A 16256-nucleotide genomic window follows, 5' to 3' on the forward strand; every position below is an offset into this window, starting at 1 on the left:
AACATGCGCGGCATTCGCCACGCGGCTCTGGCCGCAGGTCCATATTGCCGTGACTGCGAATAATTACACGAATCATGCGCATTTCAACGGCTTATGGACGTGTTTTCAACCACTTTAATTATGGGAAGCAGATTTAGGCGGCCGGGGATTGCGGTTTCAACTTGGCCTTGCGCTGCAGATGCGCCTTGAGCACGCGCTGCTTCAGCACGTTGGAGGCCTTGAACGTCATGACGCGGCGGGGAGAAATCGGGACTTCCTCGCCGGTTTTCGGGTTTCGCCCGATGCGCTCGTTCTTGTCTCTGACCTGAAACGTCGCGAAGGAAGAAAGCTTGACGCTTTCCCCACGCACGATGGCATTACAGATTTCGTCAATCACGGTTTCGACCAGTTCTGCCGATTCCGTTCGCGAAAGACCGACCTTGCGAAAAACCGATTCGGCCAGGTCTGCTCGTGTCACCGTTTTTCCGCTCATCTTCCCCCACCGATTTTCTTGAAATATCGATTAGCCCGGAAAGAGTATTGCCCTTGTCCATTCCGGTCAAGCGTCTGCACCATATCACATTTTTTTACCAGCGCAGCAGTACGGAACCCCAGGTGAAGCCGCCGCCCATCGCCTCAAGCAGGACGAGATCACCCTTCTTGATGCGTCCGTCGGACGCGGCAACATTGAGCGCCAGTGGGATGGAGGCTGCCGAGGTGTTGCCGTGAAGATCGACAGTGACCACCACTTTTTCAAGCGGAATGCCGAGCTTCTTGGCCGAACCGTCGATGATCCGGCGATTGGCCTGGTGCGGCACCAGCCAGTCGAGATCGTCGGCGGTCGTGCCGGTGGCCTCGAACGCTGCCTCGATCACATCGGTGATCATGCCGACCGCATGCTTGAAGACCTCGCGGCCCTCCATGCGCAGATGACCGACCGTGCCGGTGGTCGAAGGACCGCCATCGACATAGAGCTTTTCCTTGTGAGCGCCGTCTGAGCGCAACTGCGCGGTCAGCACGCCGCGATCGGCCGTGGTGCCTGAACCTTCCTGGGCTTCCAGGATCAGCGCGCCGGCGCCATCACCGAACAGCACGCAGGTCGTGCGGTCGTTCCAGTCGAGAATGCGTGAAAACGTTTCGGCCCCGATGACCAGCACCCGCTTGGCGAGACCGCCGCGGATATAGGCATCGGCAGTGGTCACGGCAAAGATGAAGCCCGAACAGACCGCCTGCAGGTCGAAGGCCGCGCCATGGTGCATGCCGAGCCGGTTCTGGATGTTGACGGCGGTGGCCGGAAAGGTGTTGTCGGGCGTCGAAGTGGCCACGATGATGAGATCGATATCGGCTGGCGTCAGGCCAGCATTGGTGAGAGCCGCGCGCGCAGCCCCCTCGCCGAGCGACGCGGTGGTTTCCCCCTCGCCTGCAATGTAACGCTGGCGAATGCCGGTGCGCTGCACGATCCATTCGTCGGACGTGTCGACCTTCTCTTCCATTTCGCGATTGGTCATCACCTGCTTCGGGAGGGATGCCCCAAAACCGCGAACCACAGAACGGATCATGCTTTTCAAACCTCGTCTGCCATGCCGGTCGCTGCACCTTCGGAAGGGCGCGAGGCATGGTATTTTTGCAAATCGTTTTCGATCTTGGCCTTCAGGCCGTTGCGGACCATGTCGTAGCCGACATCAATGGCGGCTGCGAAACCTTCCGCGTCCGTTCCTCCATGGCTCTTGATCACGACACCATTAAGGCCGAGGAAGACGCCGCCGTTCACCTTTCGCGGGTCCATCTTCTCGCGCAGCCGGTCAAAGGCGCCCTTGGCAAGGATATAGCCGATCTTGGCCAAAAGCGTGCGCGACATCGCGGCGCGCAGATATTCGGCGATCTGGCGGGCCGTACCCTCGGCAGCCTTGAGCGCAATATTGCCGGAAAAACCTTCGGTGACCACCACATCGACCGTGCCACGGCCGATATCGTCACCCTCGACGAAGCCGAAATAGTCGATGCTGTCGATGCCGGCTTCGCGCAGCAGGCGTCCGGCTTCCTTGACCTGTTCCTGGCCCTTGATTTCCTCGACGCCGACATTGAGCAGGCCGAGCGTCGGGCGCTCGACTTCGAACAAGGCGCGCGCCATGGCGCCGCCCATCAGGGCAAAATCCATCAGCTGCTGCGCATCGGCGCCGATCGTCGCGCCAACGTCGAGCACGATGCTCTCGCCTTTCAGCGTCGGCCAGATCGCCGCAATGGCGGGGCGCTGGATGCCTTGCATCATCCGCAGGCAGAACACCGACATCGCCATCAGCGCGCCGGTATTGCCAGCCGAGACCACCACATCGGCCTCACCCTTGTTGACGGCCTCGATCGCTTGCCACATGCTCGCCTTGCCGCGCCCGCGCCTGAGCGCCTGGCTGGGCTTCTCGTCCATGGCGATCGCCAGTTCGGAAGCATGGAACGTGCTGCTGGCCTTCAGCTTTGGATATTTTTCCAACAGAGGAGCACATTGGTCTTCAAGACCGTACAGCGCGAACCGGATATCGGGGTGCCGTTCAAGCGCCTTGGCGGCGCCCGGAATGACGACCTGCGGACCGAAGTCGCCGCCCATCACATCAAGAGAAATTCTGACCACGCGTGCCCTATCCTTTTTTCCTGCCACACTGCATGTTTCGTTCCGGCGCAATCAGTATGGGCGATGGAGACACACGTGTTTTCATAACATTTGAGACGTAACGGCCCCGCTTGCGAGGCAAAACGGCCCAACGGGCTGGATTTCGGCCAAAATACCGTTTTTCGCTGATGTGACAACCGAATTATGCCACGCGCCACCGTTCACTCAATCCTTTTTCCAATCCTTGAGGGCAGCGAAGGGATTGGGGCGAACATCGTCTTTTTCGCTGCTTTCGATCCGCTCACCGAAGCTTGCGCCCGCTTTTCGCGGATAGGGATCGATGGCGAGTGCTGCATGTTCGGTCACGGCCAAGCCGACATCAATGGTGTCGCCGGTAAACATGTCGGGAAGATCGGGGCCTTCCGGGTCGAGAATCATCTCACCGCTGTCATTGGCGGCAATCCGCGCCAGCCGCGAGCCCTCCGGCACGAAGATCGCTTCGACGGGTTCATCGATCTGTGATTCCACCGGCTCCAGCGTCACGACGCAAGCCTGGACGATCTTGGCCTGGACACGCCCCTTGATCTTGACGCCGTCTCTTTTCCATCGGGCAATCTGCAGCTCGGCGTCGAGCGATTGCACCTCCAGGACATTCCAGAGGTCGCGCAACGCGTTGCGTTCGGCTTGGCTCGCCTTGATGCGAACCGTCACGGCGTTGGCGGAAATATTGCCGACCTTGACCGGGTATGAAAGCGCAGGTTTTTCGTCGTGGTTCATTGTCTGGTCCTTTCAGGCAGCAATACCGCCCAAGATAGTGCTGCCGGCCATCCGCGAGACTCTGGCATCGCGTCGCGAAAGACGGGCTCAGGCCGCCGCTTGCAGCAGGTCGATCCGGCCGGTTTCTACGACATCCTCGCCTTGCAGCGCAAGCTGGGCCTCGGCAGCCAGCAGATAGTCGGCAAGGCCCAGCATCGACAGGGCCTGATCGTCCGTCTGCGGATGGAAATTACGCTTCAGCGCGGCAGCCAGCTCGTCGCGATCGCGCCGCTCCAGTGCTGCCGCATAACTTTCAAGCCGGCCATAGAACATCGACGCCAGCTTCTTCATGCGCTTGGGCACGCTGACATCACCAACGCCCAGTTCGCGGATCGAATGATCGACGTCCTCGAAGAACGCATCGATGATCTCCTGGGCGATCTCCTGGCCGGCGCGTTGCGCGCTGCGGGTGCGGCGGAAATACAGGATCAGCGATGCCGACAGCATCTCGAAACGGCCCATCACTGTGTCCGGCACATCGAGGTCGGTATAAAGGTACGGACGGCGGGCGGCCGCGGTCAACAGCGCGTATTGGCGCTTAACAATGGCCGCATTGCCGTTTTTTTTGCCGAACAGTCCGAATATCATCATAAAGCCCAAGTTTGCCTGCTTCAAAATGCGCAAGCCCGCGCATCCTGTTATTGCATGATTGCCGAAGCTGGTTTACCGAAGCAGGCACGAAATGCAATGGCGCATCTGCCAGCGTTACCTTGGGGGAGATGTCGTTGACGAAACGGTATTTCAGGTCAGACATGAAATTTCTGAATAACGTCGCTTTTACATTGGCAATTTGCGCAACCACCCTTTCCGGCTGCAAAACAGCTGAAGTGCTAAACACTAGCCAGACGATCAATCAGGGCTATGTTGTCGATCAGGAAACACTGGCTCTTGCGCCAGTCGGCTCCAGCCGCGAGCAGGTGCTTCTGTCACTGGGAACGCCCTCGACAACGGCGACCTTCGACAACGAAGTGTTCTATTACATTTCGCAGAGGCGCCAACGCCCGGTCGCCTTCATGAAGCCGAAGCTGGTCGATCAGAGCGTTCTTGCCGTCTATTTCGACAAGGATGGCGTCGTCTCGCAGCTGGCGCACTATACGCTGCAGGATGGCAAGGTCTTCGACACGATTTCCCGCACCACGCCGACCGGCGGCAAGGAAATGACCTTCCTCGGCCAGCTGCTCTCCGGCAACGGCATCGGCAAGAGCATGGCGAAGTCGGTACTGGGCAACGCCAACAACCAGTAACGGGCAGCCCAGCCAGACGCGTTTGCGAACTTCAAATGAAAAACCCGCCGGCGATGAATGCGTCGGCGGGTTTTTCTTTGTCTTTAGTTCCTTCACCCGCCCCACCGAAATGGTGCGGCAGGCGCGGCCTCAGATCATCATCCTGCGAGTACTGCCAGAAGCAGCAGTGCAACGATGTTGGTGATCTTGATCGCCGGGTTGACGGCAGGGCCTGCCGTGTCCTTGTAGGGATCGCCGACGGTATCACCGGTCACCGAGGCCTTGTGGGCTTCCGACCCCTTCATATGACGCGTGCCGTCCTTATCGACGAAACCGTCTTCAAAGCTCTTCTTGGCATTGTCCCACGCGCCGCCGCCCGAGGTCATCGAGATGGCGACGAAGATGCCGTTGACGATAACGCCGAGAAGCGAGGCGCCCAGCGCTGCAAAGGCGGACGCCTTGGAGCCGGAGATCAGCAGAACGCCGAAATAGACGACGATCGGCGCCAGCACCGGCAGCAGCGACGGCACGATCATTTCGCGGATCGCCGCCTTGGTCAGCATGTCGACCGCACGGCCATAGTCCGGCCGGTCGGTACCGGCCATAATGCCCGGCTTTTCGCGGAACTGGCGGCGGACTTCCTCCACTACGGCACTGGCCGCACGGCCGACAGCTGTCATGGCGATGCCACCAAACAGATAAGGGATGAGACCGCCGAAGATCAGGCCGGCGACAACGTAAGGGTTGGACAGATCAAACGAGATCGTCCCGACATCGGCGAAGTACGGGTACTTGTCGCCATTGGCGACAAAGTATTTGAGGTCGTTCGAGTAGGCAGCAAACAGCACCAGGGCACCGAGACCGGCAGAGCCGATCGCATAGCCCTTGGTGACTGCCTTGGTGGTGTTGCCGACCGCATCGAGCGCGTCGGTCGATTTACGGACTTCCGGGGGAAGACCGGCCATTTCAGCGATACCGCCGGCATTGTCGGTGACCGGACCGAAGGCGTCGAGCGCCACGATCATGCCGGCAATGCCGAGCATGGCGGTGACGGCGATACCAGTGCCGAACAGACCTGCCAGCTGGTAGGTCGAGATGATGCCGCCGACGATGACGAGCGCGGGCAGCGCTGTGGATTCCAGCGACACGGCAAGCCCCTGGATGACGTTGGTGCCGTGGCCGCTGACGGAGGCCTGGGCGATGGAATTGACCGGCCGCTTGTTGGTGCCGGTGTAATATTCGGTAATCACCACGATCAGCGCGGTGACCACAAGACCAAGAATACCGCAGATGAAAAGGTTGGTGCCGGTGATGTCCTTACCCTCGACGGTGCCGATCGAGCCCCAGCCGATGGTCAGCGAAGTCGCAACCGCGAGGCCGATGATCGACAACAGGCCGGTGACGATCAGCCCCTTGTAGAGCGCGCCCATGATCGACCCGTTCGAGCCGAGCTTGACGAAGAAGGCACCGATGATCGAGGTGATGATGCAGGCGCCGCAGATGGCCAGCGGATAGCTCATGACCAGACTAAGATTGGCACCGCCGGCAAAGAAGATCGCGGCCAGAACCATGGTGGCAACGATAGAGACAGCATAGGTTTCGAACAGGTCGGCCGCCATGCCGGCGCAGTCGCCAACGTTGTCGCCGACATTGTCGGCGATAGTGGCCGGGTTGCGTGGATCGTCTTCCGGAATACCGGCTTCCACCTTGCCGACGAGATCGCCGCCGACGTCTGCACCCTTGGTGAAGATGCCGCCGCCGAGACGGGCGAAGATCGAGATCAGCGACGCGCCGAAGCCGAGCGACACCAGGGCGTCGATCACGTCACGCGAGCCTACGGCAAGGCCAAGACCGGCCGTCAGGATGAGGTAGTAGATGGTGACGCCGAGCAATGCCAGACCTGCAACCAGCATGCCGGTGATCGCACCGGACTTGAAGGCGATATCGAGACCTGCCGCAAGACTGACGGAGGATGCCTGCGCCGTGCGGACGTTGGCGCGGACCGAAACATGCATGCCGATGAAACCGGCCGCACCCGACAGAACCGCGCCGATCAGGAAGCCGATGGCCGCTGTCACGGAGAGAAGAACCCAGGCACCGACAAAGACGACGGCACCGACGATGGCAATGGTCATATATTGACGTGTGAGATAGGCCTGCGCCCCCTCGCGTATGAAGCCTGCAATCTCTTGCATGCGGGCATTGCCCTGATCGGCAGACAGCACCGATCGCGTCGCCCAGATGGCATAAACCACCGAAAGCAACCCGCATGCGATAACGCCCAGTAGGATGGTCATTTCGCGATTTCCTCCGTTTAGCCTACGGGCTCACTCCGTTCCGCAGGCCCCCAAAAAGCGCTGCGGACCAAGCCTCCTCTTCAAGCATGGGCCGCATACGTGGCTGCAGAGTGCTGTGGCGAATCGGGATCGTCAAGCCGCGAAAACCGGAAAAACCCACGTTTTTCGGTATGTTGGCGGCGGCTTACAAGTCGGGAATACTTCTTTGGGAGAAAAATCTCAGGCCGCACGCCGCCTTTCGGCGACAAATAGCGAAATGAGCAGCAAAAGGCAGAATGCCGCCACCGGCCAGACGGCAGCGCTCAGCATGTCCCAGCCATAGGCCGTCAGCACCTTGCCAGAACCGAAGGAGGCAAGTGCCACGGCGCTGAACAAGATGATGTCGTGAAAACCCTGTACCTTGTCGGCTTCCTGCGGCCGGTAGCTTGACGCAACGATCGCGGTTGAACCGATGAAACCGAAATTCCAGCCGGCCCCGAGCAGGATCAGTGCACCCCAGAAATTCCACAGCGCAATGCCCGCATGAGCTACCAGTGCACAGGCCATCAGGATGACCAAGCCGCAGGCGACCACTCTTTCTGCCCCATAGCGGCTGACCAGCATGCCGGTGAAGAAACTCGGCGCAAACATCGCCAGCACATGCCACTGGATGCCGAGTGTCGCCAGATCCTGCGAGAAACCGCAGCCGACGACCATGGCGATCGGCGCGCCGGTCATCATGAAGGTCATCAGCGCATAGGTGGAGATGCCGCAAATCATCCCGGTGATGAAGCGCTGGGTCAGCACGATCTCGCGCAGCGGACGGATGGGGCCCATGGATGCAGAGCCCGTGACTGGGCGCAGATCCGGCAGCCGCAGGAACGCCAGGATGGCGATTGCCGCAAGGCAGGTGGGAACAAGCGCAATGAAGGCACCGGCAAAGAACACCGGCGCCAGCGCATCCTTGGTCAGGATGACCAGTTGCGGCCCGAGCACGGCGGACACCATGCCGCCGGCAAGAATCCACGAAATCGCCCGCGGCTTGTAGAATCGGGGAGACGCATCGGCGGCGGCAAAGCGCAGTTTCTGGGCAAAACCGCCGGAAATGCCGGAGATGCACAAGCCGAGCGCAAACAGCCAGAAGTCACTTTGAAACAACGCATAGGCAGCCAGAACGCCGCCGCAGGCACCGAGAAGAGCGCCGACCATGAAGGCTGCCTTGCGGCCAAGCAATCGGGACATGGCGGCGACGAAGACCGCGCCGAGTGCTACGCCGACATTGAAACCGGTCAACGGCGCAGTCGCCAGCGACTTGTCGTCGCCGAGCAGCTGATAACCGGCGACGCCGCCAACGGAAAAGACGATCGGGCCGATGGTGCCGAGAATGGCCTGTGCTGCCGTCAGAAGATAGACATTGCGCCGGGCACCGTGCAGTTCATGATCCATGCCCTGCACCGTGCCTGCCTGCGCTGTCATTGCATGACCTTACTTCTTGACGTCGGTTCTGATCGTGCGGGCGATCCGGTCGAGCACGGCATTGACGAGCTTCGGCTCGTCCTGTTCGAAGAAGGCCTTGGCGATCTCGACATATTCGGTGACGATCACGGCGACCGGGACGTCCTTGCGTTCGCGCAGCTCGAACGTGCCGGCGCGCAGGATGGCGCGAACGGTGGAATCGAGACGCGACAATGCCCAGTCGTCCTGCAAGGCCGTGCCGATCAGCGGATCGAGCAGGCGCTGGTCGCGCACGACGCCGGCAACGATCGAGCGAAACCAGGAAGCATCCGCCTTCAGATAGGTGTCGCCATCGATTTCCTGGCCAAGCCGGTGCGTTTCGTATTCGGCGACGATCTCCAGCACGCCGGTGCCGCCGACATCCATCTGGTACAGCGCCTGAACGGCAGCCAGGCGGGCAGCGCCGCGCTGGTTTGCCTGCTTGATCGGCTGGTCGGCCGGCGGGTTGGTAGGAGTGTCGCTCACTGTTCGCCGCCCAGCTTGATCTTCAAGTCGATCATGGTCAGTGCCGCGCGGGCAGCAAAGCCGCCCTTGTCGCCTTCGCTCTTCTTTGCGCGGGCCCAGGCCTGCGCGTCGTTTTCGACGGTCAGGATGCCATTGCCGATGGCAAGGCTTTCGCTGACGGCAAGATCCATCAGGGCGCGGGAGGATTCGTTCGAGACGATGTCGAAATGATAGGTCTCGCCACGGATGACCATGCCGAGCGCGACGAAACCGTCATACTCGGTTGCGCCATTGTCGATGCCGTCGAGCGCCATCGCAATTGCCGCCGGGATTTCCAGCGCGCCGGGAACGGTCACGACGTCATAGGTTGCACCGGCATCCTTGAGCGCCGATGTGGCGCCATCAAGCAAGGCGTCGGCCATGTCGTCATAGAAACGCGCTTCCACAATCAGAATATGTGGTTTCTCAGTATCGGACATTTGTCACCTGTCTGAAATTGGGGGCCGGACATCTCCAGCGCAGGCGGCGGTCAAACCACGCTGGAGCCCGATTGGCAAGCATTTTTCGTTGCGGGCATGGATTTGGCGAGGCGTTTGACCATCGCTTCATGCAGATCACCTGAAATTGCCGCCATCTTTTCAATCCGATGGCGTCTCTGTACAAGTTTCGACCAAGAGGAGAAAAACATGACAAAGATGCAGAGACCCGTCATCAATCCGGCTGAACTTGACCTTGAGCATTGGCAGGAAGGCACGTTCTTTGAATCCCGCGACGCGCCCTTCGGCACCCAACTCGGCCTCAAGGATCTCGGCATAGGCTACGGTGAAGTCCCTCCGGGCAAATCCGGCTGCCCGTTCCACAATCACCATATCGAGGAAGAGCTGTTCGTCATTCTGAGTGGCGAAGGCGATTACCGGTTCGGACCGGATCGCTATCCCGTCAAGCCCGGCGATGTGCTGGGAGCACCGGCGGGCGGACCTGAAACCGCCCATCACCTGATCAATACCGGCACCGTCCCCCTCACCTACCTGTCGATTTCGGCCAATGCGAAGGCGGAAATCGTCGAATATCCGGATTCAGGCAAGTTTCTGGCCAAGTCGCGCGCAACACCCGGCGGAAAACCCGTCTTCCGTTTCGTCGGACGCAAGGAAAGCGAAACCGATTATTGGGACGGTGAACCGGGAATCTGATCGAATACCGGAATCATTATTTCAAACGGACCAAAGAAACCTCATGCACAGCGTCCCCACCATCGAAACTGAACGCCTGATCCTGCGCCCCTATCGTCGCGACGACTTTACCCCCTACGCTGCGCTCTTTGCCGATCCCGAAGTCACCCGCTTCGTCGGCGGCATACCGTTTTCGCGAGAACAGGCCTGGACACGCTTCCTGCGCCAGGTCGGCATGTGGCACTATTTCGGTTTCGGCTTTCTGGTTTTGCAGGACCGCGAGACCGGCCAGTTTATCGGCGAAGCCGGCTTTCACGATCTGCACCGTGGTATCAGCCCTTCGGTCGAAGGCACGATGGAGACCGGATGGGCACTATCGCCACGCTCCCACGGCCAGGGCCTCGCAACCGAGGCAGTCAGCGCCGCAATGAAATGGGGCGACCAGCACTTTCCGTCGATGAAAAAGACCTGCATCATCGATATCGGCAACCTTGCATCGCTAAGAGTGGCCTCGAAACTGCAATTCAAGGAAACCGGCCGAACGACCTATCATGGGGCGAATGTGATTTTGCTGGAGCGGTGAGGTTTCGCGCAACGGCGTCACTGCGGCAAACCGGCGACCAATGTGCAGCTACCCGCCCTTGCGTGCAGGCGCGAGACGGGTCGGAGAATGCATCGATCCGCTCCCGGACATCCGGGGCGGGGATCAGATCGAGGCAGAGATTGTTCGGGCCAGCCTACTCGGCCTTCGGTGCCGGAAACTCGGCCAGTCGCGCGGCATAGCGGGCCATCGTGTCGACTTCGAAATTGACGAAATCGCCGGCCTTGCGCTCGCCCCAGGTTGTCACCTCCAGCGAATGACGGATCAGCAGCACGTCGAAATCCGTGCCGTTGACAGCATTGACGGTCAGAGATGTGCCGTCCAGCGCGATGGAGCCTTTCGGTGCCACGAATTTTGCCAGATGTGCTGGCGCGCGCAGGCGAAAACGGGTCGCCTCGCCTTCCGCCTCGACGGAGATGATTTCAGCCTTGTCATCGACATGCCCGGACACCAGATGGCCGCCCAGTTCGTCGCCGATCTTCAGCGAGCGTTCCAGATTGATCTTCTGGCTCACCGTCCAGGACGAAATCGTCGTCAGCCGCAACGCCTCTTCCCAGGCCTCCACCTCGAACCAGCGGCCATTCGCGCCTTCTTCCGGCAGCGTCGTCACCGTCAGGCAGACGCCGGAACAGGCAATCGAGGCGCCGATATCGATACCCTTTGGATCATACGCGGTGGCAATGCGCAGCTTGATGCCCTCATCGAGGCTGGTAATCGTTTCGACGGTGCCGATATCGGTGATAATGCCGGTGAACATCAGAGGGTTCTTTCGTATTCGTAGGTGTCGAGAAGGTCGTCGCCAAATGTATCTGTCCGCCGATGGACGAAGCCCACCGGCACGAGCTTCCGGTCAAGTGGGGATGGCACCCCCTGCTCGCCAAGAGTGAGCGGCGCTGTAAACAGAAGAATCCGGTCAACCAGTCCGTCATTGAGGAATTGCTGCGCCGTACGCGCGCCCCCTTCAACCAGAAGCGAGGACACGCCCCGCGTTGCCAGAGCCGCGAGCAGGTCGGCCGGAACCTGCGGATCGCAGACCACGACCTCGACACCGGCTGCCTCCAATGCCTGCTGACGCTCGAGAAAGGCGACCGAACCGTCGCTCTCGCCGGTGACTATCAGGACCGGGACGGTGCGCGCCGTCTTTGCCAGCTTCGAGGTGATAGGCAGGTTGAGATCGCCGTCGATGACGATGCGCAATGGCGAACGGTGCTCCAGCCCGGGGATACGGGTGGTCAATTCCGGGTCGTCGGCGATCGCCGTGCCGATCCCGACAAGGATGGCATCGGTCTCGGATCGCAGCCGATGCACGATGTCCCGCGCCGGGGCGCCGGTGATGCTTACCTGCCCCTGCCCCCTGATGCCGATCATGCCATCGGCGGAAACGGCAAGCTTCAGAGTCACATACGGCCGGTTGTTGCGCTTGCGCATGAGGTAACCCTCAAGCTCGCGCTCGCCCTCTTCCTCCAGCACCCCGGTGACGACCTCGATGCCGGCATCGCGCAGCATTTCCAACCCATGCCCCGAGACGCGCTCATCCGGGTCGGTCACGGCAACCACCACGCGGGCAATACCGGCCGCAATCAGCGCGTCGGCGCAGGGCGGCGTCTTGCCGTGGTGGGAGCAGGGTTCGAGCGTCACATAGGCCGTGGCACCGCGTGCGGCCGTTCCGGCAGCTGCCAGAGCCTGCGTCTCCGCATGCGGCCTGCCGCCAGTGGCCGTGACGGCGCTACCGACGATCTTGGGGCCATCGCCATCATTGCGGACAATGACGCAGCCGACGGACGGGTTGGAACCTGTGGCTCCGCGGTGCTGGTGTGCGAGGCGCAGTGCCTCCACCATGAAACGCTCGTCGTCAGCCATTTCCGCCATATCGATGCCATCCCTCACCCTGCAGACGTCAACCGCCGCCCTTTCGGGCGGCGCAAGTATTGGCATCCATCAGACGCCGGGATCACGCGCGATCTTGGCGCTGATCTCGGCGATCACCTTCTCGAAATCATCCGCATGGGAGAAATCGCGATACACCGAGGCGTAGCGGACGAAGGCAACGTCATCGAGGCCTTTCAAAGCCTCGAGCACCTGCAGGCCGATTTCCTCCGACGGAATTTCCGTTTCGCCGGAGCTTTCCAGCCGCCGGACGATACCTGACACCGCCCGCTCGATCCGGTCGCGGTCGATCGGGCGCTTGCGCAGCGCGATCTCGAACGACCGCAGCAGCTTGTCGCGGTCGAACGGCGCCTTGCGGCCGGTCTTCTTCAGGATCATCAGCTCCCTGAGCTGCACCCGTTCGAAGGTCGTGAAGCGGCCGCCGCAATCCGGGCAGATGCGCCGGCGGCGGATGGCGGCGCCGTCCTCCGCAGGACGGCTGTCCTTCACCTGGCTGTCTTCCGATCCGCAATAGGGGCAGCGCATCAAGGCTCCTTCAGTAGAGGTCTGGGATCAGAGGTAGGGATACATCGGGAAACGATCGGTCAGCTTGACCACCTTTTCACGCACGCCAGCCTCGACAACAGCATTGCCTTCGTCGGAATTGGCGACCTTGAGGCCATCGAGAACCTCGACGATCAGGTTGCCGATTTCGCGGAAGTCGGCTTCCTTGAAGCCGCGTGTCGTACCGGCAGGCGTACCAAGACGAACACCGGAGGTGACGAACGGCTTTTCCGGGTCGAACGGGATGCCGTTCTTGTTGCAGGTGACATAGGCGCGGCCAAGGGCAGCTTCTGCCCGCTTGCCGGTGGCGTTCTTCTTGCGAAGATCGACCAGCATCAGATGGTTGTCGGTACCGCCCGAGACGATGTCGAGACCGCCGGCAACCAGCGTTTCCGACAGCGCCTTGGCATTCTTGACGATCTGGGCGGCGTAATCCTGGAATTCCGGCTGTAGCGCTTCGCCGAGAGCCACGGCCTTGGCGGCGATGACGTGCATCAGGGGGCCGCCTTGCAGGCCCGGGAAGACGGCCGAGTTGAACTTCTTTGCCAGCGCCTCGTCATTGGTGAGGATCATGCCGCCACGCGGGCCACGCAGCGACTTGTGCGTGGTGGTGGTTGCAACGTGGCAATGCGGGAATGGCGACGGATGCTGATTGCCGGCAACGAGACCCGCAATGTGGGCCATGTCGACCATCAGATAGGCGCCGACTTCATCGGCGATCTCACGGAAACGCTTCCAGTCCCATATGCGGGAATAGGCAGTGCCACCGGCGATAATCAGCTTGGGCTTGTGCGTGCGAGCCGATTCGGCCACGGCATCCATATCCAGCAGGTTGTCGCCTTCGCGCACGCCGTAGGAGACGACGTTGAACCACTTGCCGGACATGTTGACCGGCGAACCATGCGTGAGGTGACCGCCCGAGTTGAGGTCGAGGCCCATGAATGTGTCGCCCGGCTGCAGCAGTGCCAGGAACACGGCCTGGTTCATCTGCGAACCTGAATTCGGCTGGACGTTGGCGAACCCGACGCCGAACAGCTTCTTGGCGCGCTCGATGGCGAGTTCCTCGGCGATATCGACGAACTGGCAGCCGCCGTAATAGCGCTTGCCCGGGTAGCCTTCGGCATACTTGTTGGTCATGATCGAGCCCTGGGCTTCGAGCACGGCGCGCGAGACGATGTTCTCAGACGCAATCAGCTCGATCTCATGGCGCTGGCGGCCCAGCTCCTTCTCGATCGCACCGAAAATATCCGGATCGGTGTCGGCAAGCGAACGGCTGAAGAAAACATCGGGGTTGACGACGGAATCGCTCATTCTCAAAGCTCCTTAAGAGGCGGTGGCACGGTGTTTACCGTCCTCGCATGGCAAGGGCAATACGGGCTGTGCGATTTGCGCCATTTCCCCCATCCGCAGCGCCGGGATGCGACAGGGGCCGGCAACGCAAAAGGCCGCGCCCTTTCAAAGGGACGCGGCCTTCGCTCGATGAATGCAGGGCCGCTTATTGCGGCAGGTTGTCGCGCTCGACGGCGCCGGCGGCCTGCTCGATGCCGGTCGTGGTCTGCAGCGCCAATTCCTGCTCACCATCCATCTCGTAGATGTCGTCGCGGAACTGCACGATACCGTCGGTTGCCGCCCAGGCGGTAATGTACTTGAAATAGACCGGGACTTCGACTGCCAGCTTGATCGGCGAGTTCTGGCCGGCACGGATGGTCGCCTCAATCTGCTGACGCGACCAGCCGGGCGTATCGCGCAGAAGCCAGGTCGTCAGGTCGCGCACGTTCTGGACGCGCACGCAGCCGGAGCTTTCGAAGCGGGCGAGCTTGTTGAACAGGCCCTGCTGCGGCGTGTCGTGCATGTATTCGTTGTTCGGGTTGTGGAAGTTGATCTTCGTCGAGGCCATGGCGTTGGTCTTGCCTGGATCCTGGCGGAACGTCAGGTTCGGCGCCTTCTCTGCATTCCAGTCGATCGTCTCCGGCGAGACTTCGTTGCCCTTGCCGTCGATGAGGCGGATCGAATTCTTCTTCAGATATTCCGGATCCTTGCGCATCAAGGGAACGATGTCCTTCTCGACAATCGAGCGCGGAGATGTCCAGTAAGGGTTGATGACGACCTCGTAGATCTTCGAGTTGATGATATGTGTCTGGCGGCTGATACGGCCGACAACGGCCGTGTGGCGTGTCGCAACTCGGCCATTTTCGACGGCTTCGATATAGGCCGCCGGAATGTTGACCAGCACATAGCGCTCGCCGAGATCGCCCGACATCGACTGCAGGCGGACGATGTTGGTATTCAGCTGACCAAGGCGGACATCGGCCGCGATGTTCATCGCCTTGATCGAATATTCGCCGAGCACCCCATCGGCGGGCAGGCCATGACGGGCCTGAAAGCGCTTGACCGCGCCATCGACATAGCTGTCGAAGGAGTTGGAAATACCGGCGGATTGCGGCAGGTCACCCGAAATAATCAGGCGCTGGCGCAGGGACTGTACGGACGGATCGGCAACGCCCATTTCCAGGCGAACCGACGAATTGACCTGCGGCCAGCCGCCGGCCGAAACGATCTGCTGATACTGGCCAACGGCGTTCTGGGTATTGGCAAGTGTATCCATGCCGAAGATCGGCGTGTTGGACACGACGGCCGTGGCGCTGCGCGAAGCCTTGGCATCGAACTGGTCGTCCCAGGCGCCGCGGCGCGGTGCATTGATGATATCGTCAAGAGCGTCCTGCGCAAAAGCGCCACCGGCGAATGTTGCAGCGCCAAAAGCCGCCGCCGAGGCAAGGAAGCCACGACGCGAAAGTGCATCAATTCCGGGTTTCTTCGACATGTTTCCTACCATCCAATGCTGCTACGCAAAACGCAGAGCTATCACGAACACAGTTAACGTAAACTATACTTGCAGCTCCCTGCCCGCAGTTCACATTTGTGAGATTACGAACGCAACTCGCGGCCAGTCGCCCATTGGCAACAGAAGCAACGCAAACCCGCATTCTCGTGCATCGTCGCTGTCACAGTAATATGGCCAATTCGTGTCACCTGCCCGCGACCTTGGACTTCACAGCATGCGCTACGGACCCCGGTGCAGCATTCCGGAGACACTGCCTCTGTGCTCGCTCTCGCATCAGGAGGCGGCGAAGAGACCGCACTGGGGAGTTCATTTCTATCAAACAGGGAAATTTGCGCGTGGGAGCGCGGCAGGATTGATCG

17 protein-coding genes are annotated in these 16256 nt (G+C 60.7%); 3 read left to right on the forward strand and 14 right to left on the reverse strand.

Going from position 1 to position 16256, the window contains the following annotated elements; genetic code table 11:
* Positions 1-133: 133 nt before the first annotated feature.
* The 5 genes from ACP7E0_RS04255 to ACP7E0_RS04275 all read right to left on the reverse strand — a co-directional run bounded on the left by ACP7E0_RS04255 (position 134) and on the right by ACP7E0_RS04275 (position 3985).
* The gene (locus ACP7E0_RS04255; protein ID WP_113316049.1) at positions 134-472 is read right to left on the reverse strand and encodes an integration host factor subunit alpha; all 339 of its coding nucleotides are present in this window, start codon (positions 470-472) and stop codon (positions 134-136) included.
* A gap of 94 nt (positions 473-566) precedes the next feature.
* Positions 567-1538 (reverse strand): beta-ketoacyl-ACP synthase III, encoded by a 972-nt coding sequence (locus tag ACP7E0_RS04260; RefSeq protein WP_426123183.1) that lies wholly within the window; start codon positions 1536-1538, stop codon positions 567-569.
* 5 nt (positions 1539-1543) lie between these two features.
* Positions 1544-2602, reverse strand: coding sequence for a phosphate acyltransferase PlsX (gene plsX, locus ACP7E0_RS04265; protein WP_426123185.1), 1059 nt, complete (start codon positions 2600-2602; stop codon positions 1544-1546).
* Positions 2603-2806: 204 nt separating this feature from the next.
* Complete coding sequence (locus ACP7E0_RS04270) at positions 2807-3358, reverse strand: YceD family protein (RefSeq protein ID WP_426123186.1); 552 nt, start codon at positions 3356-3358, stop codon at positions 2807-2809.
* Positions 3359-3445: 87 nt separating this feature from the next.
* The gene (locus ACP7E0_RS04275) at positions 3446-3985 is read right to left on the reverse strand and encodes a ubiquinol-cytochrome C chaperone family protein (protein WP_426123604.1); all 540 of its coding nucleotides are present in this window, start codon (positions 3983-3985) and stop codon (positions 3446-3448) included.
* 131 nt (positions 3986-4116) lie between these two features.
* Here ACP7E0_RS04275 and ACP7E0_RS04280 point away from each other — a divergent pair, with 131 nt between their 5' ends.
* Positions 4117-4641, forward strand: a complete 525-nt coding sequence (locus ACP7E0_RS04280) for an outer membrane protein assembly factor BamE (RefSeq protein ID WP_426123187.1) — start codon at positions 4117-4119, stop codon at positions 4639-4641.
* 137 nt (positions 4642-4778) lie between these two features.
* Here ACP7E0_RS04280 and ACP7E0_RS04285 read toward each other — a convergent pair whose 3' ends face one another.
* The 4 genes from ACP7E0_RS04285 to ribH all read right to left on the reverse strand — a co-directional run bounded on the left by ACP7E0_RS04285 (position 4779) and on the right by ribH (position 9334).
* A complete protein-coding gene (locus ACP7E0_RS04285) occupies positions 4779-6917 on the reverse strand; it encodes a sodium-translocating pyrophosphatase (protein WP_426123188.1) in 2139 nt (712 codons plus the stop codon).
* Between the two features lie 219 nt (positions 6918-7136).
* Complete coding sequence (locus ACP7E0_RS04290; protein ID WP_426123189.1) at positions 7137-8372, reverse strand: MFS transporter; 1236 nt, start codon at positions 8370-8372, stop codon at positions 7137-7139.
* Positions 8373-8381: 9 nt separating this feature from the next.
* A complete protein-coding gene (nusB, locus tag ACP7E0_RS04295; protein ID WP_113245252.1) occupies positions 8382-8876 on the reverse strand; it encodes a transcription antitermination factor NusB in 495 nt (164 codons plus the stop codon).
* Positions 8873-9334: a 6,7-dimethyl-8-ribityllumazine synthase gene (ribH, locus tag ACP7E0_RS04300; RefSeq protein WP_113316057.1), complete on the reverse strand. Its 462-nt coding sequence runs from the start codon at positions 9332-9334 to the stop codon at positions 8873-8875. Before ribH ends, nusB begins: the two co-directional genes overlap by 4 nt.
* Positions 9335-9541: 207 nt before the next feature.
* Between ribH and ACP7E0_RS04305 the strand changes: the two genes are divergently transcribed.
* A complete protein-coding gene (locus ACP7E0_RS04305; protein ID WP_426123190.1) occupies positions 9542-10045 on the forward strand; it encodes a cupin domain-containing protein in 504 nt (167 codons plus the stop codon).
* Between the two features lie 43 nt (positions 10046-10088).
* Positions 10089-10607, forward strand: a complete 519-nt coding sequence (locus ACP7E0_RS04310; RefSeq protein WP_426123191.1) for a GNAT family N-acetyltransferase — start codon at positions 10089-10091, stop codon at positions 10605-10607.
* 154 nt (positions 10608-10761) lie between these two features.
* Here the strand turns inward: ACP7E0_RS04310 and ACP7E0_RS04315 are convergent, their stop codons facing one another.
* The 5 genes from ACP7E0_RS04315 to ACP7E0_RS04335 form a co-directional block, all read right to left on the reverse strand.
* A complete protein-coding gene (locus ACP7E0_RS04315) occupies positions 10762-11382 on the reverse strand; it encodes a riboflavin synthase (RefSeq protein WP_426123192.1) in 621 nt (206 codons plus the stop codon).
* Positions 11382-12494 (reverse strand): bifunctional diaminohydroxyphosphoribosylaminopyrimidine deaminase/5-amino-6-(5-phosphoribosylamino)uracil reductase RibD, encoded by a 1113-nt coding sequence (ribD, locus tag ACP7E0_RS04320; protein ID WP_426123193.1) that lies wholly within the window; start codon positions 12492-12494, stop codon positions 11382-11384. Before ribD ends, ACP7E0_RS04315 begins: the two co-directional genes overlap by 1 nt.
* 69 nt (positions 12495-12563) lie before the next feature.
* Complete coding sequence (nrdR, locus tag ACP7E0_RS04325) at positions 12564-13037, reverse strand: transcriptional regulator NrdR (RefSeq protein ID WP_426123194.1); 474 nt, start codon at positions 13035-13037, stop codon at positions 12564-12566.
* A gap of 27 nt (positions 13038-13064) precedes the next feature.
* The gene (gene glyA / locus ACP7E0_RS04330) at positions 13065-14366 is read right to left on the reverse strand and encodes a serine hydroxymethyltransferase (protein ID WP_426123195.1); all 1302 of its coding nucleotides are present in this window, start codon (positions 14364-14366) and stop codon (positions 13065-13067) included.
* A gap of 184 nt (positions 14367-14550) precedes the next feature.
* On the reverse strand, positions 14551-15876 hold the full coding sequence (locus ACP7E0_RS04335; protein ID WP_426123196.1) for a L,D-transpeptidase family protein: 1326 nt from the start codon (positions 15874-15876) through the stop codon (positions 14551-14553).
* Positions 15877-16256: the final 380 nt, after the last annotated feature.

Source organism: Pararhizobium sp. PWRC1-1 (assembly GCF_049897905.1).
Taxonomy (GTDB): domain Bacteria; phylum Pseudomonadota; class Alphaproteobacteria; order Rhizobiales; family Rhizobiaceae; genus Pararhizobium.